The organism is Streptomyces sp. NPDC007905, assembly GCF_042959345.1.
Taxonomy (GTDB): Bacteria; Actinomycetota; Actinomycetes; order Streptomycetales; family Streptomycetaceae; genus Streptomyces.
In genome coordinates, this window is sequence record NZ_JBIBKS010000043.1 from 1 (window position 1) to 25,811 (window position 25,811).

Consider the following 25,811-nt stretch of genomic DNA (forward strand, 5'->3'; position numbering starts at 1 on the left):
CTTTGTACTCACCCTCTCGGGCTTTCCTCCGGGCGCTTCCCTTCGGTCTTGCGTTTCCGACTCTATCAGATCTTTTCTCGACCCGATTTCCTCGGCGCTTTCCAGGTTTCCGCTCTCGCGTTTCCCTTTCCGGCGGTTCCGACTTTATCAGAAGTTCTGAGCCGGATTTCCCACCCGGTCCGGGGGACCGTCGTCCAGCGCCTGAAGCACTGGGGTTCCCGACCGGGCGGAGACGTAAACGTACTGGAGCGGGCCGCCCCGATGCAAATCGAGGCGTCCCGCTCCCGGTTCGCACTGACGAGGTGTCAGACCTCCACCACGACCGGCAGGATCATCGGCCGGCGGCGATAGGTGTCCGAGACCCACTTGCCGAGGGTGCGGCGGATGAGTTGCTGGAGCTGGTGGGGCTCCACGACGCCGTCCTGGGCGGACCGCTCCAGGACCTCGGTGATCTTCGGGACGACGTCCGCGAAGGCCGAGTCCTCGATGCCCGAGCCGCGGGCCTGGACGTGCGGGCCACCGGTGATCTTGCCGGTGGAGGAGTCCACGACCACGAAGACCGAGATGATGCCCTCGTCGCCGAGGATCTTGCGGTCCTTCAGCGCCAGCTCGCCGACATCACCGACGGAGAGGCCGTCGACGTAGACGTAACCCGCCTGGACCTTGCCGGAGATCTTCGCCTTGCCCTCGACCAGGTCGACCGCCACGCCGTCCTCGGCGATGACGATCCGGTCGTGCGGAACGCCCGTGAGCGCGCCCAACTCGGCGTTGGCACGCAGGTGGCGCCATTCGCCGTGGACCGGCATCAGGTTCTTCGGACGGCAGATGTTGTAGAAGTACAGCAGCTCACCGGCGGACGCGTGGCCGGAAACGTGCACCTTTGCATTGCCCTTGTGGATGACGTCGGCGCCCCAGCGGGTCAGGCCGTTGATCACCCGGTAGACGGCGTTCTCGTTTCCGGGGATGAGGGATGAGGCCAGGATGACCGTGTCGCCCTCGACGATGCGGATCTGGTGGTCGCGGTTGGCCATGCGGGACAGGGCCGCCATCGGCTCGCCCTGGGAGCCCGTGCAGACCAGGACCACCTCGCTGTCCGGCAGGTCGTCCAGCGTCTTGACGTCGACCACCAGGCCCGGCGGGACCTTCAGATAGCCGAGGTCGCGGGCGATGCCCATGTTGCGGACCATGGAGCGGCCGACGAAGGCGACCCGGCGGCCGTACTCGTGCGCCGCGTCCAGGATCTGCTGGATGCGGTGGACGTGGCTGGCGAAGCTCGCCACGATGATCCGCTTGCGGGCGCCGGCGAAGACCTGCCGCAGGACGTTGGAGATGTCGCGCTCGGGCGGGACGAAGCCTGGGACCTCGGCGTTCGTGGAGTCGGCGAGAAGGAGGTCGATGCCCTCCTCGCTCAGCCGGGCGAACGCGTGCAGGTCGGTGAGGCGGTTGTCCAGCGGGAGCTGGTCCATCTTGAAGTCGCCGGTGTGCACCACCATGCCGGCGGGGGTGCGGATGGCGACCGCCAGGGCGTCCGGGATGGAGTGGTTGACCGCGACGAACTCGCAGTCGAAGGGGCCGATGCGCTCGCGGTTCCCCTCCGCCACCTCCAGGGTGTACGGGCGGATCCGGTGCTCCTGGAGCTTGGCCTCGATGAGGGCCAGGGTCAGCTTGGAGCCGATCAGCGGGATGTCCGGCTTCTCGCGGAGCAGGAAGGGGACGCCGCCGATGTGGTCCTCGTGGCCGTGCGTGAGGACGATGCCCTCGATGTCGTCGAGACGGTCCCGGACGGACGTGAAGTCCGGCAGGATCAGGTCGATTCCGGGCTGCTCCTCCTCGGGGAAGAGCACTCCGCAGTCGACGATCAGCAGGCGGCCGCCGTACTCGAAGACCGTCATGTTTCGGCCGATCTCGCCGAGACCACCGAGCGGGGTGACCCGCAGGCCCCCCTCGGGGAGCGGCGGGGGCGTGCCGAGTTCAGGATGCGGATGACTCAAAAGACTCTCCTCACCACGCACGCCACGTACCGGTCGGGCACGTGGCGCGCATGACGTTCGTGCAGAAGCAGTTGTCGTTGTGGGGTGCAGGCACCGGTGTCCTGCGTATGCGGTTGTTCTTCAGTTGTGAAGCCTGGGTGGCGCGAAGTCTGTTGCCTAGAGTTGTACCCCGCCGGCGGCAAGATCGAGCTTGAGCTGGGCGATCTCCTCGGGCGAGCACTCGACCATGGGGGCGCGCAGAGGTCCGGCGGGCAGGCCCTGGAGGGCGAGCGCGGCCTTGGTGGTCATGACGCCCTGAGTGCGGAACATGCCGGTGTAGACCGGGAGCAGCTTCTGGTGGATCTCGGTGGCCTTGACGACGTCGCCGGAGGTGTACGCGTCGACGAGGGCGCGCAGGTCGGGGGTGACGACGTGGCCGACGACCGAGACGAAGCCGACCGCGCCCACGGACAGGAGGGGCAGGTTCAGCATGTCGTCGCCGGAGTACCAGGCGAGGCCGGACTGGGCGATGGCCCAGCCGGCGCGGCCGAGGTCGCCCTTGGCGTCCTTGTTGGCGACGATCCGCGGGTGCTCGGCGAGGCGGACGAGCGTCTCGGTGTTGATCGGGACGCCGCTGCGGCCGGGGATGTCGTAGAGCATGACCGGCAGCCCGGTGGCGTCCGCGACGGCCGTGAAGTGCCGGTACAGGCCCTCCTGCGGGGGCTTGTTGTAGTACGGCGTGACGACCAGCAGGCCGTGTGCGCCGGTGCGCTCGGCCTCGCGGGCCAGCTCGATGCTGTGGTGGGTGTCGTTGGTGCCGACGCCGGCCACGATGTGGGCGCGGTCGCCGACCGCCTCCAGTACGGCTCGTACCAGGTCCGATTTCTCCGCGTCGCTGGTGGTCGGCGACTCGCCGGTGGTGCCGTTGATGATCAGGCCGTCGTTGCCTGCGTCCACCAAGTGGGTTGCGAGCCGCTGCGCGCCGTCGAGGTCGAGTGCGCCGTCCGCCGTGAAGGGCGTGACCATGGCGGTGAGGACCCGCCCGAAGGGGGTCTGCGGAGTCGAGGTCGGAGCCATGGGTAACACGCTACTCGGTGCTCAATACGTGGTCTGCCCTTGGGGTGCCGGGAAAGTCAGGACAAATATGGAGCCCGGCACTGCCTGCTCGGGGGTTCAAGCAGTGCCGGGTCCGTTTGATCAGGCTAGATGAACTTCTCTAAATGCCGCAATACGGACACTTCACCCGGCTGATCCGTACATCCGTTCCGCGTGGGGAACAGTGCTTCATTACGGGGCCACACGCCCGTTCGCGTTGAAGGCGGCGTACGTGAGCGGCATGAGTCTGGCCCACTCCGCCTCCATCTTCTCGCCGACCATCTCGATCTCCCGCTGCGGGAAGGACGGCACCTTGGCCAGCTCGTGCTGGGTGCGCAGGCCGAGGAAGTGCATCAGGGAGCGGGCGTTGCAGGTGGCGTACATCGAGGAGAAGAGGCCGACCGGCAGGACCGAGCGGGCGACCTCGCGGGCGACGCCCTCGGCGAGGAGCTTTTGGTAGGCCGCGTACGCCTGCTCGTAGGACTCTTCCAGCGTGCTGCGCACGGTCTCGTGCTGGGCCGGGGTGCCCTCGACGAAGACGTACTTGCCCGGACGGCCCTCCTGCACGAGCTTGCGCGAGGCGTCGGGGACGTAGAAGACGGGCTCCAGCTCCCGGTAGCGGCCCGACTCCTCGTTGTACGACCAGCCGACCCGGTGCCGCATGAACTCGCGGAAGACGAAGATCGGGGCGCTGATGAAGAACGTCATCGAGTTGTGCTCGAAGGGGCTGCCGTGCCGGTCGCGCATCAGGTAGTTGATCAGGCCCTTGGAGCGCTCGGGGTCCTTCTTCAGCTCGTCCAGGGACTGCTCGCCGAGCGTGGAGACTCGGGCCGCGAAGAGGACGTCGGCATCCGAAGCGCTGGACTTCACGAGCTCGACGGTGACGTCACCGCGCAGGGTGAGCGACTCGGGGGTGGTCACGGGGGTCCTTCCCATCACTTCTTGAGGTTCGCGCCCACTGTACGGGGCACCCCTGACAGTCCCGAACAGTGACCTTGCCGCGGATTTCTTCGGACATGGGCACCTTTTGTGCCACTCGAGCGTCTGTATCGGTGAGGCCCGCACATTCGACCCCGAGAGGAGACGTACCCGCCATGTTCCGTCGGCGTGAGCCCGTGCCCTTCGCCTTCCTGGCCGAGGCGGACAGGTTCCGCAGCAATGTCACTCCCCCGCCCCCTGCGCGGGCGTCCGTCGGCCAGATGGCCGGGCGCTGGCTGCTGGGCCTGACCATCGTCGCCGGGCTGGTCGGCTCGCTGATCCTCGGCATGCCCGCGCTGTCGACGCCGTCCAGTACGCCGGCCCAGCAGTCCCAGGCCTCGCAGGGGCACTGACCCTTCCGGCCGCCCACGGGTGGTGGGCGGGAACGCAGGCGGATAGCCTCACCGGGCACAGCCCAAGCAAGGATTGAGTGAGGACCAGCCGTGCCCCTGCCCTTCCTGACGGCCGACCGCACCTTCGAGGCGGCATCCGAGAGCCCGCTGCCCTACGACGACCGGGACCGCTGGCGGCGCCCCTACCGGCCCGGGCCGTGGCGGGTGGCCGGGGCGGCGCTGGGACTGCTGCTCTCCTCGTTCGTCCTGTTCGCGGCGGTCCTCATCGCGCTCACCGGCTCGGTGTCCTCGGCCGCCGTGGTCCTCGCCCTGGCGCTGGCGGTCATCGCGAGCACGCTGCGGCTGCTGCGCATGGGCGTGTGGGTGAGCGCGCGCGGGCTGCGCCAGGTCGGCTTCCTGCTCACGAGAACGGTGCCCTGGCAGCGGGTGGTCTCGGTACGGACGTCCCAGCAGCCGGTGCGCTGGCTGGGCCTGCCGCGCACGGTGCAGGGGCAGGCACTGACGCTCGTACGCAAGGACCGGGCGCCCGAGGACACCGCCCCGCTGCTGACCACGCACGGTATGGACTTCCTGAGCCGCCCCGTCGCCTTCGACCGGGCGGCGGACACGGTGGAGGCGTGGGCCGCGGAGTACCGGCGCGGCTGACCGCCGTGCCACGACGTAGGGGCCGGTCCGCGCTACAGCGGACCGGCCCCTACGTCGTGCCGCCCGGGCCGCTGGTACGGCTCAGGCCTGGACGGGTTTGCCGTCGTGCAGCGCGATGGCGCGCTGCATCGCCTTGCGGGCGCGCGGGGTGTCGCGTGCGTCGTGGTAGGCGACGGCGAGCCGGAACCAGCTGCGCCAGTCGTCCGGCGCCGCCTCCGTCTCGGCCTTGCGCCTGGCGAACACCTCGTCGGCCGAGTCCCGGTCGATGCGCCCGCCCGGGGTGCGCTTCAGCTCGTCGACGGGCAGGCCACCCTCGGCGTCGAGTTCGGCGGCCAGCCGGTTGGCCTTGCGGACGAACTGGGTGTTCTTCCACAGGAACCACAGCCCGATGACCGGCAGGACGAGCACCGCGATCCCGAAGGTGACGGTGAGGACCGTGCCGGACTGGATGAGCATCACGCCGCGGCTGCCGACCAGGACGAAGTAGAACAGCAGGACGGCGGCCGTGACGAGATAGGTGATCTTCGCGCGCATGATGTCTTCGGGCTCAGCTCAGGTCCAGGAAGTGCTCCAGGCCGAAGGTCAGGCCCGGAGTCGACACCACGCGGCGGGCGCCGAGCAGGATGCCCGGCATGAAGCTGCTGTGGTGCAGGGAGTCGTGGCGGACGGTGAGGGTCTCTCCCTCGCCGCCGAGCAGCACCTCCTGGTGGGCCAGGAGGCCGCGCAGGCGGACGGCGTGGACGGGGACGCCGTCCACGTCCGCCCCGCGGGCGCCGTCCAGGGCCGTGACGGTGGCGTCCGGCGCCGGTGCCGTACCGGCCTGGCGGCGGGCCTCGGCGATGAGCTGGGCCGTGCGCGTCGCGGTCCCCGAGGGGGCGTCCACCTTGTTCGGGTGGTGCAGCTCGACGACCTCGACCGACTCGAAGTACGGCGCGGCGATCTGCGCGAACTTCATGGTCAGGACGGCGCCGATGGAGAAGTTCGGCGCGATGAGCACACCGGTCTCCGGGGACTGGGCGAGCCAGCCCCTCAGCTGGGCGAGGCGCTCGTCGGTCCAGCCCGTCGTACCGACGACCGCGTGGATGCCGTGGCGCACGCAGAAGTCGAGGTTGCCCATGACGGAGGCGGGGGTGGTCAGCTCGACGGCGACCTGCGCGCCGGTCTCCACCAGCGTCTCCAGCTTGTCACCCCGGCCGAGGGCGGCGACCAGCTCCATGTCCTCGGCGGCCTCGACCGCCCGTACCGCCTCGGACCCGATCCGGCCCCTGGCACCGAGGACCGCCACGCGCAGCTTGCTCATCTCTTGCTTCCTTACGACCGGAGGGTGTTAGGCGACCGCGTCGTGCAGCCGCGCGGCCTGCTTGTCCTTCAGCGGGCCGATGACCGACAGCGACGGGCGCTGTCCCAGGATGTCGCGGGCGACCGACCGGACCTCGTCCGGGGTGACCGCGGCTATCCGGGCCAGCATGTCGTCGACGGACATCTGCTCGCCCCAGCACAGCTCGCTCTTGCCGATACGGTTCATCAGCGCGCCGGTGTCCTCCAGGCCCAGGACGGTGGAGCCCTGGAGCTGGCCGATCGCGCGGCCGATCTCGTCGTCGGACAGGCCGTTGACGGCGACGTGGTCGAGTTCGTCGCGGCAGATCTTCAGCACGTCGTGGACCTGGCTCGGGCGGCAGCCTGCGTACACGCCGAACAGGCCGCAGTCGGCGAAGCCCGAGGTGTACGAGTACACGCTGTAGGCCAGGCCCCGCTTCTCCCGGACCTCCTGGAAGAGGCGGGAGGACATGCCACCGCCGAGGGCGGTGTTGAGCACGCCCATGGCCCAGCGGCGGTCGTCCGTGCGGGCCAGGCCCGGCATGCCGAGGACGACGTGCGCCTGCTCGGTCTTGCGGGCGAGCAGCTCGACCTTCCCGGCCGTGCGGATCGCACGGCGGCCGTCGCGCGGGGCGATGGGCTGCACGTCCGAATTCCTGAAGGCACCGGCCTTCTCGAAGGCCGCGCGGACCTGTCGTACGACCGTGTTGTGGTCGATGTTGCCGGCGCAGGCGACCACGAGGTGGGTCGGGTCGTAGTGCTTCTTGTAGAAGCGGCGGATGCGGTCGGCGGTGAGGGCGTTGACCGTGTCGACGGTGCCGAGGACCGGGCGGCCGAGGGCGTTGTCGCCGAACATGGTGTGCGCGAACAGGTCGTGCACACAGTCGCCCGGGTCGTCCTCGGTCATCGCGATCTCTTCGAGGATCGCGCCGCGTTCGACGTTGACGTCCTCTTCGAGGATGAGCGAGCCGGTCAGCATGTCGCAGACGACGTCGATGGCGAGGGGCAGGTCGGTGTCGAGCACGCGCGCGTAGTAGCACGTGTACTCCTTGGCCGTGAACGCGTTCATCTCGCCGCCGACCGCGTCCATGGCGGAGGAGATGTCCAGCGCCGACCTGCGGTCGGTGCCCTTGAAGAGCAGGTGCTCCAGGTAGTGCGTGGCACCGTTCAAGGACGGGGTCTCGTCGCGGGAGCCGACGTGCGCCCAGATGCCGAAGGTCGCGGAGCGGACCGAGGGCAGGGTTTCGGTGACGATGCGCAGGCCGCCCGGCAGGGTGGTCTTGCGGACCGTACCGATGCCGTTCGTCCCCTTGATGAGGGTTTGGGTACGGGCGACGGCCCGCGCCTCGGAGGAGGTGCGGGCCGTCGCCTTGGAGCTACGGGACGTCACTGGTCGGCGTCGTCCTTCTTGTTCTCGTCGCCTTCCTCGCCCTCGATCACGGGGATGAGGGAGAGCTTGCCGCGGGAGTCGATCTCGGCGATCTCGACCTGGACCTTCTGGCCCACGCCGACGACGTCCTCGACGTTCTCCACGCGCTTGCCGCCGGCGAGCTTGCGGATCTGCGAGATGTGCAGCAGACCGTCCTTGCCGGGCAGCAGGGAGACGAACGCACCGAAGGTGGTCGTCTTCACGACCGTACCGAGGTAGCGCTCGCCGACCTCGGGCATCGTCGGGTTGGCGATGCCGTTGATCGTGGCGCGGGCGGCCTCGGCGGACGGTCCGTCGACCGCACCGATGTAGATCGTGCCGTCGTCCTCGATCGTGATGTCGGCGCCGGTGTCCTCCTGGATCTGGTTGATCATCTTGCCCTTGGGGCCGATGACCTCGCCGATCTTGTCGACCGGGATCTTGACGGTGATGATCCGCGGCGCGTTCGGGGACATCTCGTCCGGCCGGTCGATGGCCTCCATCATCACGTCAAGGATGTGCAGACGCGCGTCGCGGGCCTGCTTGAGGGCCGCGGCCAGGACGGAGGCCGGGATGCCGTCCAGCTTGGTGTCGAGCTGGAGGGCGGTCACGAAGTCCTTCGTGCCGGCGACCTTGAAGTCCATGTCGCCGAAGGCGTCCTCCGCACCGAGGATGTCGGTGAGGGTGACGTAGTGCGTCTCGCCCTCGATCTCCTGGGAGATCAGGCCCATGGCGATACCGGCGACCGGGGCCTTCAGCGGCACACCGGCGTTCAGCAGCGACATGGTGGAGGCGCAGACCGAGCCCATGGAGGTCGAGCCGTTGGAGCTGAGCGCCTCGGACACCTGGCGGATCGCGTAGGGGAACTCCTCGCGCGTCGGCAGCACCGGCACGAGCGCACGCTCGGCGAGGGCGCCGTGGCCGATCTCGCGGCGCTTCGGGGAGCCGACGCGGCCGGTCTCACCGGTGGAGTACGGCGGGAAGTTGTAGTTGTGCATGTAGCGCTTGCGGGTCACCGGGGAGAGGGTGTCCAGCTGCTGCTCCATGCGGAGCATGTTGAGGGTGGTGACGCCCAGGATCTGGGTCTCGCCACGCTCGAAGACGGCGGAACCGTGCACCCGCGGGATGGCCTCGACCTCGGCGGCGAGCGTACGGATGTCCGTCACGCCGCGGCCGTCGATGCGCTTCTTCTCCTTGATGACGCGCTCGCGGACCAGGGTCTTGGTCAGGGAGCGGTACGCGGCGGAGATCTCCTTCTCGCGGCCCTCGAACTCCGGCAGGAGCTTCTCGGCGGCCAGGCCCTTGACGCGGTCCAGCTCGGCCTCGCGCTCCTGCTTGCCGGGGATGGTGAGCGCCTGGGCGAGCTCGGGGCGGACGGCGGCCGTCAGGGCCTCGAGGACGTCGTCCTGGTAGTCCAGGAAGATCGGGAACTCGGCGGTCGGCTTGGCGGCCTTCGACGCGAGGTCGGCCTGGGCCTTGCACAGGACCTTGATGAAGGGCTTCGCGGCGTCCAGACCGGCGGCGACGACCTCCTCGGTCGGCGCCTCGGCGCCGCCCTCGACCAGCTTGATGGTCTTGTCGGTGGCCTCGGCCTCGACCATCATGATCGCGACGTCGCCGTCCTCCAGGACGCGGCCGGCGACCACCATGTCGAAGACGGCGTCCTCGAGCTCGGTGTGCGTCGGGAAGGCGACCCACTGACCGCGGATCAGCGCGACGCGGACGCCACCGATCGGGCCGGAGAAGGGCAGACCGGCCAGCTGCGTGGACGCGGACGCGGCGTTGATCGCGACGACGTCGTACAGGTGGTCGGGGTTGAGGGCCATGATCGTGGCCACGACCTGGATCTCGTTGCGCAGGCCCTTCTTGAAGGACGGGCGCAGCGGGCGGTCGATGAGCCGGCAGGTGAGGATCGCGTCCTCGGAGGGACGGCCCTCACGGCGGAAGAAGCTGCCGGGGATCTTGCCGGCGGCGTACATCCGCTCCTCGACGTCCACCGTCAGCGGGAAGAAGTCGAGCTGGTCCTTGGGGTTCTTGGAGGCGGTGGTGGCCGACAGCACCATAGTGTCGTCGTCCAGGTACGCCACGGCGGAACCGGCGGCCTGCTTGGCCAGGCGGCCCGTCTCGAAGCGGATGGTGCGGGTACCGAAGGCGCCGTTGTCGATGACGGCCTCGGCGTAGTGGGTCTCGTTCTCCACTAGCGTTTTCTCCTCGTCTTCGTCCCTCGACTGCCCGTGTGGCAGGGGGACGGTTGCGGAGAAGCGCTCCGTGCGGTGCGGGCCGGTCTTCGATCGAAGCACCCGGGGCTCGCTTCCCCCCGGGGGCCACTACCGAGGACCGGCGGCGGCTAGGTGCGCTTCTCCTCGTTCTAGGTCATACGTGTTCTGTGCCCTGCGTATGGCGTTGTGCTACCACACTACAAAGCGTGAGTGACACTCCGCACGTTTCCGCACGTACGGCAAAGGGAGCGGCCCCCGATCGTCTCGGGAACCGCTCCCCTCACGGCGTCCTACTTCGCGCCCGCCGCACCGCGGCGGATGCCGAGGCGGTCGACCAGCGCGCGGAAGCGCTGGATGTCCTTCTTCGCCAGGTACTGCAGCAGGCGACGGCGCTGACCGACCAGGATCAGCAGACCACGACGGGAGTGGTGGTCGTGCTTGTGGGTCTTGAGGTGCTCGGTCAGGTCGGAGATCCGGCGGGAGAGCATGGCCACTTGGACCTCCGGGGAGCCGGTGTCGCCCTCCTTGGTACCGAACTCGGTGATGATCTGCTTCTTCGTAGCGGCGTCGAGCGACACGCGTACTCCTCATGGTCTGTGAGTGGCCACCGAGTGCCCCCGGTCTACATCTCGGGGAGACTTCCGTTACTCGGAAGGCGGGGATCCGCTGGGCGCGGCCTCCAGAGCCCTGTGAAGGGATCTCCGGGGGTGCGTACACAAACGGCCGTCGACCAGGATACCAGGCGGTCGGGGGCGCTCTGTCCAGCGTTCCGGAACGGCCCGGGCCCGGAGGTGGCGGCCACTAGGGTGAGCCTGCTGATCGTAGGTACGTCCGGGAAGGGGTCGCTTCGGGATGGCGGAGACGGAAGCGGAGATCAAGGCGCGCAAGGAGCGGGAGCGGGACGAGCTGTACGCGCTCGACATCTCGGGCGTCGAGTGGCACTGCGCGCCGGGCACGGAGCAGCACGAGGAGCGCGTCGAGATCGCGTACCTCCCGGGCGGGGCGGTGGCGATGCGGTCCTCCCTCGACCCGGACACCGTACTGCGGTACACGGAGGCGGAGTGGCGCGCCTTCGTGCTGGGCGCGCGGGACGGGGAGTTCGATCTGGAGGCGGGGAGGGTTGTGGGGGAGTGAGAGGCGCCCCGGAGAAGTGACCGGGCCCCGGCTCGCGGAGGAGCCGGGGCCCGGTGTCGTGCGCTGAGTGGGTTATTTGCTCGTCATCGCCCGCGCGGTCGCGTACACGTCGAAGACCGCCAGGGTCAGCGGGATCAGCGTCAGCAGGACGAAGCCCTCGCAGATCTCCAGGAAGCGGCCCCAGAAGGGCGTCAGGCCACCGCGCGACAGGATCAGGCCCAGGGCCGTGATCAGGGCGCCGGCCGCGGCGATCACCGCGATCAGCCAGATGGTCCGGATGTCCAGGTCCGTGCGGTCGCCGGCCAGCGCCGCCCGCATCACCGACTGCGGCGGGTTGAGGGCGAGACCGAGGCCCAGCAGGACCAGAACGCCGAGGCCCGCCGCCAGGACAGAGGCCACCTGGGCGGTGTAGCGGAAGAGGCCGGCGCGCATCAGCATCGCCACACCGGTGGCGAAGGCCAGCAGCTGGGCCCAGATGTCGTCGGAGAAGCCGAGCACCGCCGCGGCGCCGACGGCGAGGAGGGCACAGCCGCCGACGAGTCCAACGAGCAGCTCGTGGCCCCGCCGGGCCTGGGCCTCGATGCGCTCGATGTCCACGGGCTCCTGGGCGGCGGACTCGGTGCCGTAGGCCGCACGGGGCGCGCTGCTCGGGGCCTCGAAGCCGATCGGCAGCCGGGCGAAGCGCATCGACATCCCGGGCAGGAAGGCGAGACCGCCCACGGCGACCGGTGCGCACAGCCCGGCCATCTCGGTCGGGGACCAGTGCACCAGGGAGGCGACGAAGACAACGATCAGGGCGACCGCCGAGGCGAACACGAAGGCAACGAACGGGCCGTCGCCGTGCGGGGAGCACAGGGTGAGGATCAGTGCGGCGACCAGGGCGGCCGCGCACGCCAGCAGGAACTGCAGCCTGCCGATCCCCTGTCCGTCGGTCAGCGGCAGCAGCCCGCTGCCCGCGACGCCGATGTTGGGCAGTGCCCCGAGTCCGAGGGCGACGGCCGAACCGCGGTCGTCGTAGACGCGGGCCCGTACCGCGGACAGTACGACCAGGAGGATGCCGGTGACGGCGGCGAGGATGCCGGCCAGGCCGTGCATGTCATGGCGCGGGTCGGCGGTCCACGCGACGAACGCGAGCAGCGCTGGGAGCACCCCGCCGCCGATGAGGCCCGCGGCCCGGGTCAGGTCGCCGCTCCACAGCGTGTGCTGCTTGGTGACAGCCGATGCGACCGCCTCGGCCACGTCGTCGAAGACGGCGGGCGGAAGGGAGTCCGCGAAGGGGCGCAGGGTGAGGAGTTCCCCGTCGAGAATGCGCTGGGCGGCGAACGAGCGGGAACTGTCCAGCACGGTGCCGTCGGTGCGGACCAGGTGGTAGCCGACCGGGGCGCCCGCGTCGGGGCTCTGCTGAGAGAGCCGGAGGATCTCCGGATAGACGTCGGCGACCGGGACGTCGTCCGGCAGTGCCACGTCGATACGGCTGTCCGGAGCGACGATGGTCACCCGGCAGAAACCGAGTCCCGTGCCGGATCCGGAAGGGGCTCCCGTCCCGGGTCCGCCGGTGGCGGTGGCCGTCATGCTCACCTGCTGCTCCCCCTCAGTGGTGGTGGTGCGACTACTTAGTGAAAATCTCGTGCGGGTGCACTCCGCGCCCTCCAAAACGGCGGCGGCACGGGTGCCGTGGGGCCGAATTCCGGGGCCGTTCCGCTCCCGCATCGGGCGGGGTGTACCGGTTTGTCCAGCCTGCTCGGCGTGTGCTCACGCGAACAACCGGCACCCTACCGCTCACCCGTAGTCCGTGAACTCAGTAGGATCACGCGGCGGCCTGCGCTCGCCGGACACGGGGCGGCGGGCAGAACGCCTGGGTCGGGCAAGGGAATTGGTGAGCTGTGAGCCAGATTGTCGTCAAGCGCCCCCCTAGGGCGCTTCCGTCCGAAGTGCCCACGGAAGAGGTCGCTGTCCAGCCGCCGCCCGAACTGCCTCGGGGGCATCAGGAGAGCGTGCTCATGCAGTTGCTGCCCACGCTCGGCATGGGTGGCTCTGTGGTCTTCTTCTTCACGAACGGTCAGCCGTTCATGAAGATCATGGGCATGATCATGATCGCGTCGACGGTGGGGATGTCCATCGCGATGGTGGTCCGGTTCCGCCGCGGCTCCCAGGGTCAACTGGCCGACATGCGCCGCGACTACCTGAGCTACCTGTCGCAGACACGCAAGGCGGCCGTCGAGACGGCGAAGACACAGCGCGACGCGCAGTACTACCTGCACCCCTCCCCCGAACAGCTGTGGGCGCTCGTCGCCGAGGGCAGCCGGGTGTGGGAACGGCGGCCCGGTGATGAGGACTTCGCTCATGTGCGCATCGGCCTCGGCCCGCAGCCGCTGGCGACGCCGCTGGTGCCGCCGGAGACCGGTCCCGTCGAGCAGCTCGAGCCGCTGACCGCGGGTGCGATGCAGCGTTTCCTCGCCACGCACAGCACGCTCAGCGATCTGCCGATGGCGGTCTCGCTGCGCGCCTTCTACCACGTCACGGTGAGCGGTGAGCCGCAGTCGGTACGGGCCTCGGCCCGGGCCCTGGTCGGCTCGCTCGCCTCGCTGCACTCCCCCGAGGACCTGATCATCGCGATCGCCGCCGGGCGTGAGGCGCTGCCGCACTGGGACTGGGCGAAGTGGCTGCCGCACGTGCAGGCGTCCGGTGTGCTGGACGGCGCCGGCGCTCGCCGCCTGATCAGCGCCGACACACGCGAACTCGAGGACCTGCTGACCTCCCGGCTGACCGGACGCCCGCGCTTCCACCCCGGCGCCGCTCCGCTGCTGGACGAGCCGCACATCGTGCTCGTGCTGGACGACCTGTCGCTGCTGCCCGACTCCGTCCTCGCCAACCCGGAGGGCCTGCAGGGCGTCACCGTGGTCGAGGTGGTGCCGGGCGAGCTCACGGGCGCGGGCGGCGACCTGTCCGTCGTCGTCCAACCGGGCTCCCTGAGCCTGGAGTCCGGGCACGGGATGGTCTACGAGGGCACCCCCGACGCGCTGTCCGCCGAGTCCGCCGAGGCACTGGCCCGGCAACTGGCCCCGCTGCGCATGGCGTCCGGGGGCGACGACGACGAACCGCTGCTCGCCAACCTGGAGTTCACCGATCTGCTGGGCCTTGGGGACGCAGCGTCCGTCGACACCAAGCGGACCTGGCGGCCGCGCGCGCTGGCGGAGCGGCTGCGCGTACCAATCGGCCTCGGTGAGGACGGCCGCCCGGTCATGCTCGACCTCAAGGAGGCCGCGCAGGAGGGCATGGGCCCGCACGGCCTGTGCGTCGGCGCGACCGGTTCGGGCAAGTCGGAGCTGCTGCGCACCCTGGTGCTGGGTCTCGCCGTCACGCACTCCTCGGAGACCCTCAACTTCGTCCTCGCGGACTTCAAGGGTGGCGCCACCTTCGCCGGCATGGCACAGATGCCGCACGTCGCGGCCGTGATCACCAACCTGGCCGACGACCTGACCCTCGTCGACCGCATGGGCGACTCGATCCGCGGTGAGCTCAACCGCCGCCAGGAGATGCTCCGCGACGCGGGCAACTACGCCAACATCCACGACTACGAGAAGGCGCGGGCGGCGGGCGCGCCCCTGCAGCCGATTCCTTCTCTGGTGCTGGTCATCGATGAGTTCAGCGAGCTGCTGACCGCCAAGCCGGACTTCATCGAGATGTTCGTGCAGATCGGCCGTATCGGCCGTTCGCTGGGCGTGCACCTGCTGCTGGCCTCGCAGCGCCTGGAGGAAGGCCGCCTGCGCGGTCTCGAGACGTATCTCTCGTACCGCATCGGTCTGCGCACCTTCTCCGCGGCCGAGTCACGCGCGGCCCTCGGCGTCCCCGACGCCTACGAACTCCCCAACGTCCCCGGTTCCGGCTTCCTTAAGTTCGGCACGGACGAGATGGTTCGGTTCAAGGCGGCGTACGTCTCCGGCGTCTACCGCTCGGGTTTGCAGCGTGCCGCGTTCGCAGGTGGCCCGCTGCCGGTGGACCGGCGGCCGGTGCTGTTCACGGCGGCGGAGGTGCCGGTGCAGTACACCGCCGTGCCGCAGCAGCGCACGGAGTCCGCGCCGGACGTGGACGACGCGCTGGCCGACACAGTTCTGGACGTGATCGTGCGCCGGCTGGAGGCCCAGGGGCCGGCGGCGCACCAGGTGTGGCTGCCGCCGCTGGAGAGCCCGCCCTCCCTCGACGGACTGCTGCCCGGACTCGCGGCGGTGCAGGGCCGCGGCCTGTCCCAGCCCGGCTACGAGGGCGCCGGCCGCCTGGTGGTGCCGGTCGGCCTGGTCGACAAGCCGTACGAGCAGCGCCGTGACCGCCTGCTCCTCGACTTCTCGGGCGCGGCGGGCCACATGCAGATCATCGGCGGCCCGCAGTCCGGCAAGTCGACCTTCCTCCGGTCCTTGATCTGCTCCTTCGCGCTCACGCACACACCGTACGAGGTCCAGTTCTACGGCCTCGACTTCGGTGGCGGCGGTATGGCCGCGGTGCAGGACCTGCCGCACGTGGGCGGCGTGGCCTCGCGCCTGGACCCGGAACGGGTACGCCGTACGGTCTCCGAGGTTTACGGCGTCTTGACGCGGCGCGAGGAGTACTTCCGCTCGGCCGGCATCGCGTCCATCGCCGACTACCGGGCACGCCGCGCACGCGGTGACATCTCCGTCACCGACCAGCCCTGGGGTGACGTCTTCCTGGTCATCGACGGCTGGGGCAACTTCCGCACGGACTACGAGGCTCTGGAGCCGGCCGTCCTGGACATCGCCGCCCGGGGCCTCGGCTACGGCATCCACGTGATCATCACGGCGTCGCGTTCGATGGAGGTCCGGGCGAACCTGAAGGACCACCTCATGAACCGCTTGGAACTGCGGCTCGGTGACGTGATGGACTCCGAGATCGACCGCAAGGTGGCGGCGAACGTCCCTGCCGGCGTCCCCGGCCGCGGTCTCTCGCCCCAGAAGCTGCACTTCATGGCGGCGGTCCCGCGGATCGACGGCCTGTCCTCCGACACGGACCTCGCCGAGGCCACGGCGGCCCTCACCACCGAGGTCGGCCGACACTGGCAGGCGCCGGGTGCGCCGAAGGTACGGCTGCTGCCGCGTCAGCTGGAAGCCGTCGAACTCCCGCCCGGCGACCGCTTCCCGAAGCAGGGCGTGGGCTTCGCGCTCGACGAGGACAATCTGGAGCCGGTGTTCCTCGACTTCGAGCAGGACCCGTTCTTCCTGATCTTCGGCGAGAGCGAGTCCGGCAAGTCCAACCTGCTGCGGCTGCTCATCAAGCAGCTGACACTGCGGTACGGCGGCGACGAAGCCAAGTTCTTCGTGGTCGACAACCGGCGTTCCCTGCTGGACATCACGCCCGCCTCGCACCTGGCCGAGTACATCCCGATGTCGAACCAGATGGACCACCACATGACGGCTCTGGCCGATCTGATGCAGCGCCGGACACCGACGGCCGAGGTCACCGCACAGCAACTGCGAGAACGGAGCTGGTGGCGAGGCCCGCAGGTGTTCGTGGTCATTGACGACTACGACCTCGTCTCGACGTCCAGTGGCAACCCGCTGAGCGGACTGACGGAACTCCTCCCCTTCGCCCGCGACGTCGGCGTCCGCTTCATCATCGCCCGCTCCTCCGCGGGCGCGGGCCGCGCCTCGTACGAGCCGTTCATGCAGCGCATGAAGGAGCTCGGCGCCCAGGGCATCGTCCTCGCCGGTGACCCGGCGGAGGGCGACATCCTCAACGGCGTCCGGCCGCGGCCGATGCCCGCGGGACGGGGTGTCTTCGTTTCTCGTAAGCGGGGAAAGCCGTTGGTTCAGACGGGGTTGGTGGATGTGGAGTACTGAGGTACATCAGCGTTGCAGGCTTGACGAAACTCCCGTCTGCGGGCGGGGCACGGGGAATACGGGGAGGGTCCGCGCATGGCGTGGGACGAGTGGGAACAGTTGAAAGCAGAGGCGCGAAGGGCCCGTCGACACACGTACAGCTGAACCAGCTGGCCCCGGCCGGAGGCGGGGCGGTGGGAACACACGCGGTGACCTCACCGTGCACCAGACAGACCTGGCCGCGATCGGATCTGCGGCGCATGACCTGTTCCAGGAGTTCGGACGATACAGCGATCACGCCCGGATCGCCTCCATGAAGGCAGCCGGAGGGCTGAAGAGCCAGGGCTTCGCTCTGGGCTCCGCCCTCGACCACGTCGCCGAGCACTGGGTCGACCAGGTGCAGACCCTTCTCGATGCCTGCGCTCACATCTCCAACCACATGCGCTACACCAAGAACCAGCACGCGGCCGACGATTCCTACATAGGCGGCACTCTCAGCAGCATCTCCCAGCTCGACAAGGGCTTTGACGAGCGGAAGGACAGCTGACGGCAATGGATCTCGACGCACTGCGCCACGGCAACTTCTTGCAACTCGGTGAGGCCATCACCGACTGGGAGGAGACGACCAAGAAGCTGGCAACCCTGAAAGAAGACGCGCAGAACAACCTCAAGGCCAAGGCGGACAAGGCAAGCTGGAAGGGCGTCAACGCCCAGGTGAGCCGCGAGTTCATCGACAAGACGGCGCAGGAGTTCGCGGACGCCCACACCCAAGCGGACACGATCACCAACATCCTCAAGGACACCCACAGTGAAGTTGTCGGCTACCGGACACAGTTGAACGACGCCGTCGCGCGGGGCGACAAGAAGAACCTCACCGTCATCGACACCGGCCACGGCACCTTCACCGTCACCGTCACCGTCAACACGCGCCCTGACTGGGCCTCCGACCCCAGCGGCAAGACCAGCGCCAACAGCCAGAAGGACGCCGGCGACCTCCGCGACGAGATCCAGCACATCCTCAGCAAGGCCACCGAAAGCGACAACAGTGCCGCCAAGGTATTGAGGCTCCTCGTCGATCAGACCAAGTACGGCTTCTCCGACGCCCACTACAAGGACCGCGACACCGCCGCCGACGCCGTCGAGGCCGCCGCCAAGCTGGCGAAGATGGCCAAGCACCCGGACAAGATGTCTGCCAAGGACATTGCGGAATTCGGTACCTGGAGAAGTACCACAACGACCTTCTGTTCTCCGAGCGGTTCGCAGAGGGCCTGGGCGGCAAGGGCACACTTCAATTCTGGACGGACATGGTGGACGTCCACGCCGGCGCCAGGGGCTCGGAACTCGAAAGCATGACGGAGCTGCAGAAAAACCTGAGCATGACGCTGGCCACAGCATCATGCTCCGATTCGGATGGTATGAAGGCCTGGAAGTCGGACCTCCTAAGGGAGATGAACACAAGCTTCCATTCCGATTCCAAGTTTCCTTCCCAGCAAAATCCCATCGGTGCGCTCGGCTCCCAGGTGATCAGCAACCTGATGCGACAGGGAGAGTTCGACACCGAGTTCCTCGACGACTACCGGACCAAGCTGTTCAAGCGGGACAAGGATGGCGGCGAACTCAACACCAATTCACTCTAGGTGAAGGGATACGACCACATCGACCTGGTCTTCGGTGACGGCAACGGAGGATTCGGTCAATCAGCAGGCGCAGTGGGCGGCCCAAGAGGCCATGAAGAAGCATCATTCGGACCTCCCTGCGGACGGAACCCTCGATCTGGTCCGCAACGCTACAAATGACGGATGGCGGGACAGCGACGGCATCATGGAAGACGTTGAGAAGCGCCCCAGCGCCTGAACCGGGAACCATTCATGGAAGTAGTCGCGATGAGAAAGAGCACGAGATACCTCACCCTCGGTGCCATCGCCCTCTGCCTGGTGGGCGGAGGCTGGTTCGGGTATCAGCAGCTATTCACAAAAGGCCTTGACAGGCTCTCAGAGAAAGTGTGCGACGACGCTGTCGCGCGTGAGACCGCGGTCCGGGCACTTCCCGATTCGAGGTCCGCAGAGCAAAGCGCGAAACGAAGCGGCTCGGGTACGATTTTCACCTTCACGTGTCGTGTCGTCACCAGCAGTGATTCATTCTTGTCCGGCGAGGTGAAAATTCAGGATACGTCTGAGCGGACCTGGGCCGACTTCTACGGAAGTCACGCCGGCACCGCCCTCCTCCGCTCGTCCGCCGACGGCGTCGAAGCGCTCGCCCAGCTCGACAACCACCATGGCACTGCTTCCGTCTACGTCCCATGCGTTCCCCACGGCGTGAAGGCCGACGCGGCTTCCGAGTCCTACGCCCACGTCACCGAAGCCCGCCCGATCGGAGACACCAGGTCCACCGGAACCTCGTTGCGCCAGGCGGTGACCGACTTCGCTTACCAGCTCACCAAGCACGCCTGCGAGTTGGGAGATTGCCAAACGCCACGCGCATTCCCGGCAGAGCTGCCCCGTTACAAGGCCCACTGACTCGGTGGCCGTCTTCGGAGCGACCGTCGGCTGCGGCACGGGAGGAATGAGCTCGGTTCAGAACACCGGCAAGGCATGGACGGTGCCGCCGCTCACTGTGAAGACGCGGTTGCCAGCGGCTGCGAAGGAGACGTCGTCTGCGGTGCCGGTGAGGTCATAGGACCAGACTTCGTGTCCGTTGTTCATCGTTTCCGTGGTCGTCACGGTGGGGCGGACACCCGGATCCAGGAACCAGACGCCGTTGCCCTGCAGAAGAATCGGGAAGTCGTTGTTGTTCACCGCTATCCCGGCGTGCCACCGCTGCTTTCCGCTGCGGACGTCGAGACCGACGGGGAAGCCGTACCCCTCGCTGTCACAGGCGACCGAATACACCACATCACCGTAGATGCTGGGCCGGGACCATTCTTCGTCGCTGTGATCGTAGTAAGCCTGCTCGCTATGTGCCCATAGCTGTTTGCCGTCCGAGATCCTGCGGGCGGTGAACGTCGTGCCGTTGAGGTACACGATGCCGTTCCGGGCGGCCGGGAAGAGGTACCGGTCCTTCGCCAAGTGGCGCGCCGTCCACTCCGTGCGCCCGTTCCTCGTGTTCACGGCCATGGCGTGCCCGGTGCTGGTGGTGACGACGAGCCGTCCTCGGTCGGCCACCGATCTGGGCAGGAGTGTCTTGGAGAAGTCCTCGGGCAGCCGTACCGTCCAGCGGATCTTGGCGTCCGCCCGGCCCACGGCACGCAGCCGGTGGTCCTTCGTCAGCAGGTAGACCGCGTCCGCGTCCGCGGTCAGCAGCATGTCGACGTCGGCCTTGGCCGTCCACTTGGGCTCTCCGGTGGCCGGGACGAACGTGTGCAGCGTGCCGTGGTCGTCCGCGGCCACGAGCAGGCGGTCGGACAAGGAGAGGTAACGGCTCGTCATCCGCATCTCCGGAGCGCTCCAGCGGCGCTTGCCGTCGATGACGTTGAGAGCCACCACGCCCATGACGGAGTTGCCGACGATGACGACGTCCCGTACCACCAAGGGAGCCGGTGACTTGGAACTCGACGCTTCGGTCGCCGTCCACAACGGTTTCGGGGGGTGTCCGACGATGTAGTCACCCTGGTCCGCGGAGAGCAGCCGCGCCGACGGCGTCTTCGCGGCGGGCGGGTAGCTGAACACATCGTTCCGGCGTCGGTCGCTCCCGCTGCCGCGCGACAGCCACCAGGCCGTCGTGATGCCGCTTGCGGCGAGTACGGCTCCGCCGGCCGCGAATCCGGTGAGCAGGCGCCGCCTGCTCGGTCCCTTCCCGGTCTCAGTGGTGGGCAGCAGAGGCGCTGTGAGGTTACGCGCCTCGCGCTCGCGCTCCTTGATCGCCTCCGCTACGGGCCCGCGCTTCCACACCGCGCCGGCCTTCTTGGACAGGGCGAAGGCGGTCGCGATCTGCTCGGGGGTGGGCCGTCCCGCGACGTCCTTCGCGAGGCAGGGCGCGACCAGCGCGTGCTGCTCGGGTGAGAGACCGTGCCAGCGCGGCTCGCCATGGACGACCTCGTACTGGACGGCGGCCACGTGCATGCCCTCGAATGCGCGGTGGCCGGTGGCCGCGTAGACGAGGACGGCACCCAGGGAGAAGACGTCGGCCGCGGGAGTGACCCGGTGTCCGAGCACCTGCTCGGGGGCACCGTACCCCGGAGTGACCGGGATCTGTCCGGTGGTTGTGAGGGTCAGCCCGTGCTCGGGCCGTGCGATACCGAAGTCGATGAGCCTCGGGCCTTCGGAGGTCAGCACGATGTTCGGCGGTTTGAGGTCACGATGGATGAAGCCGGCCGCGTGGACGTCGCGCAGGGTCCGGGCGAGCGAGCCGGCCAGGGCCCGCAGCGTGGTGTCGTCCAGCGGTCCGTGCCGTTCCACGATCTGCTCCAGCGTCGGCCCCGCGAGGAACTCGGTGGCGATCCACGGCCGTCCGCCCTCGGTATGCGCGCCCAGCACCGCCGCCACGCCCGGACTCCGTACGGCCTGGGCGGCCAGCGCCTCGCGTACGAACCTCTGGGCGAGGCCGGTGTCATGGGCGAGTTCCGGGCGGAGCACCTTCACCGCGGCGACGGTTCCCGCGTTGTCCTGGCCGACGTAAACCTTGCCCATGCCTCCCTCGCCGAGCACGCCGAGCAGGCGGTACGGACCGAGACGGATCGAATCACCGGTGCCCAGGGGCTTCATCTCGCATCGCCTGCTTCTCTGTCCACCGGTTCTGTTCTCTTCACGGCTTGTTCGCTCTTCACGGGACGGCTCACTGCAAGGGGAAGGCCGCCAGGTAATTTCCACCCAGCGCGATGACCCGTTTCGACTTCTCGTGGGTGACGAAGCGGTCGCCGGTGGTCTTGAAGGATCGGACGGGGGCGAAGGTGGAGTGCCAACCAATGCCCCACAGCTCCGACCCGCGCCTGTTGTAGACGTAGTTGGGCCCGATCACCGGCGGGTCGGTGAGGTCGGCTTTCGCTGCTTGTCCGCCCCGCTCCTCCCACATGACGACGCCGCCGTCGGCGGTGAACGCGATGAGCCCGTGCCCCTTCTCTGCCACGAACACCGTTCCGTCGCACACCAGCGGGGGACCGTAGGTACGGCCCGGCCGCTCCGACTTGGTGTCCCAAGCGACTGCGCCGTCGCTGAGCCTCAGGGCCCGCAATGGGCCGGTACCCACGTACAGATGATCCGCGTCGAGGGCCAGTGGCCGGCGCATGCGGTCCGACTTGACTCCGTCGAGCGGGTGGTCCCAGCGGACGGCACCGGAGCGCGTGTCGCGGACCACGGCCCGTACTCTTCCGTCGTTCGCCTCCTCCAGGGCCACGAGATGACGTCCTACGACCCCGGCATTGAGGAAGTAGAACCGTTCGGAACCCGGCCGCCGGGCAGGCAGCGGTGTCGTCCACAGGCGTTTTCCCGTGCCGATGTCGACCGCGAAGAGGTACCAGGACTGCGAGGCGAGGAAGCCCTCGTCGGAGAAATTGCCACGCCCGGCCGCCACGTACGCGACTCCGTCCGCGGTGCACACCAGCTGGTTCTCGTAGAGAACCCCGTTGAAGTCCGTGAATTCCGCGAATGGCTTGGCCACCTGGCCGTTGAGGAGGTCGACGGAAGCGAGGATCAGCGGAAATCCGCCGGGCTTGCCCGCGTTGTTCTCGGAGCCCTTCGCCTGCACCAGCCTGATGAGGCGCTGCCCGTCGGAAGCCACCTGCCAGGTGTTCTCCATCTGGTCCGACGCGAACTGGATCGCCCCGGTCTGCGCGACGATGCCACCAAGTCCCTGGCCCGCCACCAACGTCACCAGGTTCCCGACGACATGCAGTTGCGCCGGTATCGTGTCGTCGGGCGGGTCGGCGACCTGCCGCTGCCAGAGAGAATCCAGCTTCTTCGTCGGCAGTTGGCTGTTACTGGGCCCCGGATCGGGCTCGCGCGCGGGGCCCGATCCGCCGTGCTCGATCCAGGCCCACGCGCCCGCCCCCGCACCCGCCACGGCCAGGGCCGCTCCCCCGCCAGTGAGCAGCAGCCGTCGTCGGGAAACGCGCGCGGTCGGAGCCGTCACCACCGTCTCCGGCTCCTCGGGCGGCGCGGGCAACCGGTGTGGCGCGATGTGCCACACCTCGGCGGCCCGCAGGGCGATGTCCGCGAGAAGTTCGTCAGGCAGATGGTCGGCGAACTCGCCGGATCCATCGTGGAGTTGGCAGGCGACCTGCGCTGTCGTCGGCCGTCGGAAGGGATTCTTGTCCAGGCACTGCGCGAGCAACGGCACGAGGCTGCCTGGGACATCGCTCAGGTCGGGCTCGGCGTACTGGACCCGGTATAGGAGATCCGCCGCCTGCCCGTGCCCGAAGGGCGGACGCCCAGTGGCGGCGAAGACCAGCAAACCGGCGAGTGCGAAGACGTCACCGGCTGCCGTGTGCTCCTGCCCACTCGCCTGCTCCGGCGACATGAAGGCTGGGGTGCCGACCGCGACCCCGACCCGGGTGAGACGGTCGTCGCCGGCCGCCCGCGCGATACCGAAGTCGATGACCTTTGGCCCGTACGCGGTGATGAGGATGTTGGACGGCTTGAGGTCACGGTGCACAACATCGGACGCATGCAGCTGCCCCAGCGCCCCGCACAGCGCTGCCCCCAGCGCCCGTACGGACGCTTCGGGCAGCGGCCCGCACAGCTCCACAGCCTCGTCGAGCGGCGGCCCGAGCACGTACTCGGTGGCAAACCAGGGCGTCTCCGCCCGCGGATTCGCGTCCACGACCCCGGCGCCGAACCGCTCCCCTACGACCCGGGCCGCGTCCGTCTCCAGCCGGAACCGGGTACGGAAGGCCGGTTCGGAAGCGATACGGGCGTGCATCGTCTTCAGCGCGACGGTACGGCCGCCTGCCGTGCGGGCGAGGTAGACGGTGCCCATGCCGCCGCTGCCGAGGCGGGCGATCGGGCGGTACGGGCCGAACGCCTGGGGGTCGTCGTGGGTGAGTGGGGAGGGCATGGCCGTAGTCAGTTCGGGTGAGGGAGAGGGCTGGGGCTGGTGGGCGGTGCCGTCGTCGCCTCGAGGGCGATCTCCGCGGTGAGGACGGCCGCCGACTGATGGGCGAGGGCGGCGATCACGCGGCCGGGGAGCCAGCCGGGGGTGAGGAGGGAGGCGGAGTGCTTCTGGGTTTCGGTGTGGGGTCCGGTGCGGGTTCCGGTGTCGGCCTCTGTCCCGGTCCCTGTGTCGCCGAACAGGAGGTCGATCAGCTCGGCCAGCTGGGGGCGAGTGCTCGGGTCACGGGAGAGGCACCGGGCGATGACCGTACGGAAGGCGGCCGGGATCTCGTTCCGCTCCGGTGTCGTGTGGCCGGTGGCCGCATAGGCGAGCGTCGCGCCGAGTGCGTACACGTCCCCGGGGGGGCGCGGGCGGCCGCCGGATGCCTGTTCCGGGGGCAGACTGCCCGCTTCCAGCCCTGGCAGCCCGGAGCGGGGCGTACCGTCGGGGGCGGCCGCGCGCACCGCGCCGAAACAGGAGAGGCGGGGGCCGTCGCCGGCGAGGAGGACGGCCGCCGGTGACACGCCGGCAAAGGTTAGCCCCTGCCCGTGGAGGACGGCCAGGGTCTCGGCGAGGGCCACGCCCAGCGCGCGTACGGTCCGCTCGGGCAGCGGTCCGCCGTGGACTGCGAGGGCGGTCGGCAGTGGCAGGACGGGCAGGTACGGGCTGGAGTACCAGGCGGGCTCGCCGGGACCGGCGAGGGCCGTGGCCGGCGCGGCGCAGGGGCCGAGGAGGTAGCGGGAGGCCTCGGCCTCGGTCAAGAAGCGCTGAGCGTCGCCTCCGGGCAGCGGGAGGGAGAGCAGGACGGTGCGCCGGCCGTCGGCGCTGCGGGCGATGTAGCGCCGCTCAGGTACGGGTGCCTTGGTACGGGGGTCGTCCAACGCGGTGATGAGGACGTACGGACCGACGTACCGAGTTCGTCCGACTCGGTCCTGCCCCCCTGCGCCCACCACATCTGTGGCGCCACCCGTGCTGTCCACAATTCCCTGTCCTGTTGCCTGTCTTGCCGTCTGTCTTGTTTCCGTTGTCCTCTGCCGGGCATCTAGTGCCGGCTCCGGGCATGGGAGGGGGGTGGGCACCTCCCGTGCGTGCCCACCCCGGTACCACTTCCTGCCCGTCGGCTCTGGTTCGAGCCTTACATGAAGTAGCTGGCGGCCTTCTTGTCGCCACCCTGGTAGTCGCCGCCGGCGGCGTGCACGACGCGGCCGATCGCCATCAGGGCCTCGTGGATGCCCTGGGCCTCACGGTCCCACGCGGCCTGCTGCTCGGTGTACGCGTTGTGGGCCTCGCCCTCCCACATGCTGGCGACGGCGGCGACCTTGTGCTTGATGGCCTCGAGGCTCTCCTCGAGCCGCTTGGCGTGGTTGGCGAGCTGCGTGGCGGTGTGGTCGAGGTTGTGGTACGAGACTTCGAGTTCGCCGAGGTTGTTGGCGCCCATGATTACTCCGTAGCTGAGAAGTTGCGGCCTGGCCGGGATCAGTAGCTGGACAGCGCGGAGTGCGAGCCGCCGAAGTCCACGTCGACTCCCTGAACCTGGGCGCGGACCTCGTCTTCGGTGCTGTCCTTGATCTTTCGGGTGGTGCTCATCGCCTCGATGAACTTGGCGAGGATGTTGCCGATGCGGACCATGCGCTCGTTGATCTCGGTCTGCTTGGCGTTGAAGGCGCCGGCACCGATGCCCTTCCAGTGGCCCTCGAGGCTGTCGATGATGCTCTGCAGGTCCTTCAGCTGGCCCTTGATGCCCTCGAAGCGGTGCAGAAGCTCCTTTTCGAGGACAATGATGTCCTTGTCGCTTACCTTCTGACGCCCTGTCGCCATTGCGATGCCTTTCGTTGTGAACT

Annotated in this window: 23 protein-coding genes; 9 read left to right on the forward strand and 14 right to left on the reverse strand. The window is 68.8% G+C overall.

Annotated elements, in window-relative coordinates; translation table 11 throughout:
• Nucleotides 1-305: 305 nt before the first annotated feature.
• From ACFZDC_RS39900 to thyX, 3 genes are all read right to left on the reverse strand, one after another.
• Nucleotides 306-1,991 (reverse strand): RNase J family beta-CASP ribonuclease, encoded by a 1,686-nt coding sequence (locus ACFZDC_RS39900; RefSeq protein ID WP_391331726.1) that lies wholly within the window; start codon nucleotides 1,989-1,991, stop codon nucleotides 306-308.
• 156 nt (nucleotides 1,992-2,147) lie between these two features.
• Complete coding sequence (gene dapA / locus ACFZDC_RS39905; protein WP_391331728.1) at nucleotides 2,148-3,047, reverse strand: 4-hydroxy-tetrahydrodipicolinate synthase; 900 nt, start codon at nucleotides 3,045-3,047, stop codon at nucleotides 2,148-2,150.
• A gap of 210 nt (nucleotides 3,048-3,257) precedes the next feature.
• The gene (gene thyX, locus ACFZDC_RS39910; RefSeq protein ID WP_391331730.1) at nucleotides 3,258-4,001 is read right to left on the reverse strand and encodes an FAD-dependent thymidylate synthase; all 744 of its coding nucleotides are present in this window, start codon (nucleotides 3,999-4,001) and stop codon (nucleotides 3,258-3,260) included.
• 158 nt (nucleotides 4,002-4,159) lie between these two features.
• Here thyX and ACFZDC_RS39915 point away from each other — a divergent pair, with 158 nt between their 5' ends.
• Both ACFZDC_RS39915 and ACFZDC_RS39920 read left to right on the forward strand, forming a co-directional pair.
• Nucleotides 4,160-4,396 carry a hypothetical protein gene (locus tag ACFZDC_RS39915; RefSeq protein ID WP_391331731.1) on the forward strand — a complete coding sequence of 79 codons (237 nt, stop codon included), beginning with the start codon at nucleotides 4,160-4,162 and terminating at the stop codon, nucleotides 4,394-4,396.
• Between the two features lie 90 nt (nucleotides 4,397-4,486).
• Nucleotides 4,487-5,041 (forward strand): hypothetical protein, encoded by a 555-nt coding sequence (locus tag ACFZDC_RS39920; RefSeq protein ID WP_391331733.1) that lies wholly within the window; start codon nucleotides 4,487-4,489, stop codon nucleotides 5,039-5,041.
• A gap of 81 nt (nucleotides 5,042-5,122) precedes the next feature.
• On the opposite strand, the gene ACFZDC_RS39925 is transcribed toward ACFZDC_RS39920, so the two are convergent.
• The 5 genes from ACFZDC_RS39925 to rpsO all read right to left on the reverse strand — a co-directional run bounded on the left by ACFZDC_RS39925 (nucleotide 5,123) and on the right by rpsO (nucleotide 10,563).
• The gene (locus tag ACFZDC_RS39925) at nucleotides 5,123-5,575 is read right to left on the reverse strand and encodes a hypothetical protein (RefSeq protein WP_391331735.1); all 453 of its coding nucleotides are present in this window, start codon (nucleotides 5,573-5,575) and stop codon (nucleotides 5,123-5,125) included.
• Nucleotides 5,576-5,588: 13 nt separating this feature from the next.
• Nucleotides 5,589-6,341, reverse strand: a complete 753-nt coding sequence (dapB, locus tag ACFZDC_RS39930) for a 4-hydroxy-tetrahydrodipicolinate reductase (RefSeq protein ID WP_391331737.1) — start codon at nucleotides 6,339-6,341, stop codon at nucleotides 5,589-5,591.
• A 27-nt stretch (nucleotides 6,342-6,368) separates the two neighbouring features.
• A complete protein-coding gene (locus tag ACFZDC_RS39935) occupies nucleotides 6,369-7,748 on the reverse strand; it encodes an insulinase family protein (protein WP_391331738.1) in 1,380 nt (459 codons plus the stop codon).
• Nucleotides 7,745-9,964 (reverse strand): polyribonucleotide nucleotidyltransferase, encoded by a 2,220-nt coding sequence (locus tag ACFZDC_RS39940; RefSeq protein ID WP_391331740.1) that lies wholly within the window; start codon nucleotides 9,962-9,964, stop codon nucleotides 7,745-7,747. Before ACFZDC_RS39940 ends, ACFZDC_RS39935 begins: the two co-directional genes overlap by 4 nt.
• 311 nt (nucleotides 9,965-10,275) lie before the next feature.
• Nucleotides 10,276-10,563 (reverse strand): 30S ribosomal protein S15, encoded by a 288-nt coding sequence (gene rpsO / locus ACFZDC_RS39945; protein ID WP_005479656.1) that lies wholly within the window; start codon nucleotides 10,561-10,563, stop codon nucleotides 10,276-10,278.
• Nucleotides 10,564-10,837: 274 nt separating this feature from the next.
• On the opposite strand from rpsO, the gene ACFZDC_RS39950 reads away from it, so the two are divergent.
• Nucleotides 10,838-11,119: a DUF397 domain-containing protein gene (locus tag ACFZDC_RS39950; RefSeq protein WP_391331742.1), complete on the forward strand. Its 282-nt coding sequence runs from the start codon at nucleotides 10,838-10,840 to the stop codon at nucleotides 11,117-11,119.
• A 72-nt stretch (nucleotides 11,120-11,191) separates the two neighbouring features.
• Here the strand turns inward: ACFZDC_RS39950 and eccD are convergent, their stop codons facing one another.
• Nucleotides 11,192-12,691 carry a type VII secretion integral membrane protein EccD gene (gene eccD, locus ACFZDC_RS39955; RefSeq protein WP_391331768.1) on the reverse strand — a complete coding sequence of 500 codons (1,500 nt, stop codon included), beginning with the start codon at nucleotides 12,689-12,691 and terminating at the stop codon, nucleotides 11,192-11,194.
• 311 nt (nucleotides 12,692-13,002) lie between these two features.
• On the opposite strand from eccD, the gene eccCa reads away from it, so the two are divergent.
• The 6 genes from eccCa to ACFZDC_RS39985 all read left to right on the forward strand — a co-directional run bounded on the left by eccCa (nucleotide 13,003) and on the right by ACFZDC_RS39985 (nucleotide 19,463).
• Nucleotides 13,003-16,968, forward strand: a complete 3,966-nt coding sequence (gene eccCa, locus ACFZDC_RS39960) for a type VII secretion protein EccCa (protein WP_391331743.1) — start codon at nucleotides 13,003-13,005, stop codon at nucleotides 16,966-16,968.
• 199 nt (nucleotides 16,969-17,167) lie between these two features.
• Entirely contained in the window at nucleotides 17,168-17,494 is a 327-nt protein-coding gene (locus ACFZDC_RS39965) for a hypothetical protein (protein WP_391331744.1), read from the forward strand.
• Nucleotides 17,495-17,499: 5 nt separating this feature from the next.
• A complete protein-coding gene (locus tag ACFZDC_RS39970; RefSeq protein WP_391331746.1) occupies nucleotides 17,500-18,300 on the forward strand; it encodes a hypothetical protein in 801 nt (266 codons plus the stop codon).
• A complete protein-coding gene (locus ACFZDC_RS39975; protein WP_391331747.1) occupies nucleotides 18,297-18,584 on the forward strand; it encodes a hypothetical protein in 288 nt (95 codons plus the stop codon). Before ACFZDC_RS39970 ends, ACFZDC_RS39975 begins: the two co-directional genes overlap by 4 nt.
• Before the next feature lie 34 nt (nucleotides 18,585-18,618).
• Complete coding sequence (locus tag ACFZDC_RS39980; RefSeq protein WP_391331749.1) at nucleotides 18,619-18,801, forward strand: hypothetical protein; 183 nt, start codon at nucleotides 18,619-18,621, stop codon at nucleotides 18,799-18,801.
• Between the two features lie 14 nt (nucleotides 18,802-18,815).
• A complete protein-coding gene (locus ACFZDC_RS39985) occupies nucleotides 18,816-19,463 on the forward strand; it encodes a hypothetical protein (protein ID WP_391331750.1) in 648 nt (215 codons plus the stop codon).
• A gap of 57 nt (nucleotides 19,464-19,520) precedes the next feature.
• Here ACFZDC_RS39985 and ACFZDC_RS39990 read toward each other — a convergent pair whose 3' ends face one another.
• From ACFZDC_RS39990 to ACFZDC_RS40010, 5 genes are all read right to left on the reverse strand, one after another.
• Complete coding sequence (locus ACFZDC_RS39990) at nucleotides 19,521-21,647, reverse strand: protein kinase (protein WP_391331751.1); 2,127 nt, start codon at nucleotides 21,645-21,647, stop codon at nucleotides 19,521-19,523.
• Nucleotides 21,648-21,717: 70 nt separating this feature from the next.
• Nucleotides 21,718-23,934 (reverse strand): protein kinase, encoded by a 2,217-nt coding sequence (locus ACFZDC_RS39995; protein WP_391331753.1) that lies wholly within the window; start codon nucleotides 23,932-23,934, stop codon nucleotides 21,718-21,720.
• A gap of 8 nt (nucleotides 23,935-23,942) precedes the next feature.
• Nucleotides 23,943-24,860, reverse strand: a complete 918-nt coding sequence (locus ACFZDC_RS40000; RefSeq protein ID WP_391331770.1) for a serine/threonine protein kinase — start codon at nucleotides 24,858-24,860, stop codon at nucleotides 23,943-23,945.
• A gap of 245 nt (nucleotides 24,861-25,105) precedes the next feature.
• Nucleotides 25,106-25,408, reverse strand: coding sequence for a WXG100 family type VII secretion target (locus ACFZDC_RS40005; RefSeq protein ID WP_391331754.1), 303 nt, complete (start codon nucleotides 25,406-25,408; stop codon nucleotides 25,106-25,108).
• A 38-nt stretch (nucleotides 25,409-25,446) separates the two neighbouring features.
• On the reverse strand, nucleotides 25,447-25,788 hold the full coding sequence (locus ACFZDC_RS40010; RefSeq protein WP_391331755.1) for a WXG100 family type VII secretion target: 342 nt from the start codon (nucleotides 25,786-25,788) through the stop codon (nucleotides 25,447-25,449).
• Between the last annotated feature and the right edge of the window lie 23 nt (nucleotides 25,789-25,811).

What these genes read in the sequence shown, in the direction of transcription:
- dapA (WP_391331728.1), bottom strand. Translation starts at nt 3,047, where the DNA reads ATGGCTCCGACCTCGACTCCGCAGACCCCCTTCGGGCGGGTCCTCACC.
- thyX (WP_391331730.1), bottom strand. Translation starts at nt 4,001, where the DNA reads ATGGGAAGGACCCCCGTGACCACCCCCGAGTCGCTCACCCTGCGCGGT.
- ACFZDC_RS39915 (WP_391331731.1), top strand. Translation starts at nt 4,160, where the DNA reads ATGTTCCGTCGGCGTGAGCCCGTGCCCTTCGCCTTCCTGGCCGAGGCG.
- ACFZDC_RS39925 (WP_391331735.1), bottom strand. Translation starts at nt 5,575, where the DNA reads ATGCGCGCGAAGATCACCTATCTCGTCACGGCCGCCGTCCTGCTGTTC.
- dapB (WP_391331737.1), bottom strand. Translation starts at nt 6,341, where the DNA reads ATGAGCAAGCTGCGCGTGGCGGTCCTCGGTGCCAGGGGCCGGATCGGG.
- ACFZDC_RS39950 (WP_391331742.1), top strand. Translation starts at nt 10,838, where the DNA reads ATGGCGGAGACGGAAGCGGAGATCAAGGCGCGCAAGGAGCGGGAGCGG.
- eccD (WP_391331768.1), bottom strand. Translation starts at nt 12,691, where the DNA reads ATGACGGCCACCGCCACCGGCGGACCCGGGACGGGAGCCCCTTCCGGA.
- ACFZDC_RS39970 (WP_391331746.1), top strand. Translation starts at nt 17,500, where the DNA reads ATGGATCTCGACGCACTGCGCCACGGCAACTTCTTGCAACTCGGTGAG.
- ACFZDC_RS39975 (WP_391331747.1), top strand. Translation starts at nt 18,297, where the DNA reads ATGACGGAGCTGCAGAAAAACCTGAGCATGACGCTGGCCACAGCATCA.
- ACFZDC_RS39985 (WP_391331750.1), top strand. Translation starts at nt 18,816, where the DNA reads ATGGAAGTAGTCGCGATGAGAAAGAGCACGAGATACCTCACCCTCGGT.
- ACFZDC_RS39990 (WP_391331751.1), bottom strand. Translation starts at nt 21,647, where the DNA reads ATGAAGCCCCTGGGCACCGGTGATTCGATCCGTCTCGGTCCGTACCGC.
- ACFZDC_RS39995 (WP_391331753.1), bottom strand. Translation starts at nt 23,934, where the DNA reads ATGCCCTCCCCACTCACCCACGACGACCCCCAGGCGTTCGGCCCGTAC.
- ACFZDC_RS40005 (WP_391331754.1), bottom strand. Translation starts at nt 25,408, where the DNA reads ATGGGCGCCAACAACCTCGGCGAACTCGAAGTCTCGTACCACAACCTC.
- ACFZDC_RS40010 (WP_391331755.1), bottom strand. Translation starts at nt 25,788, where the DNA reads ATGGCGACAGGGCGTCAGAAGGTAAGCGACAAGGACATCATTGTCCTC.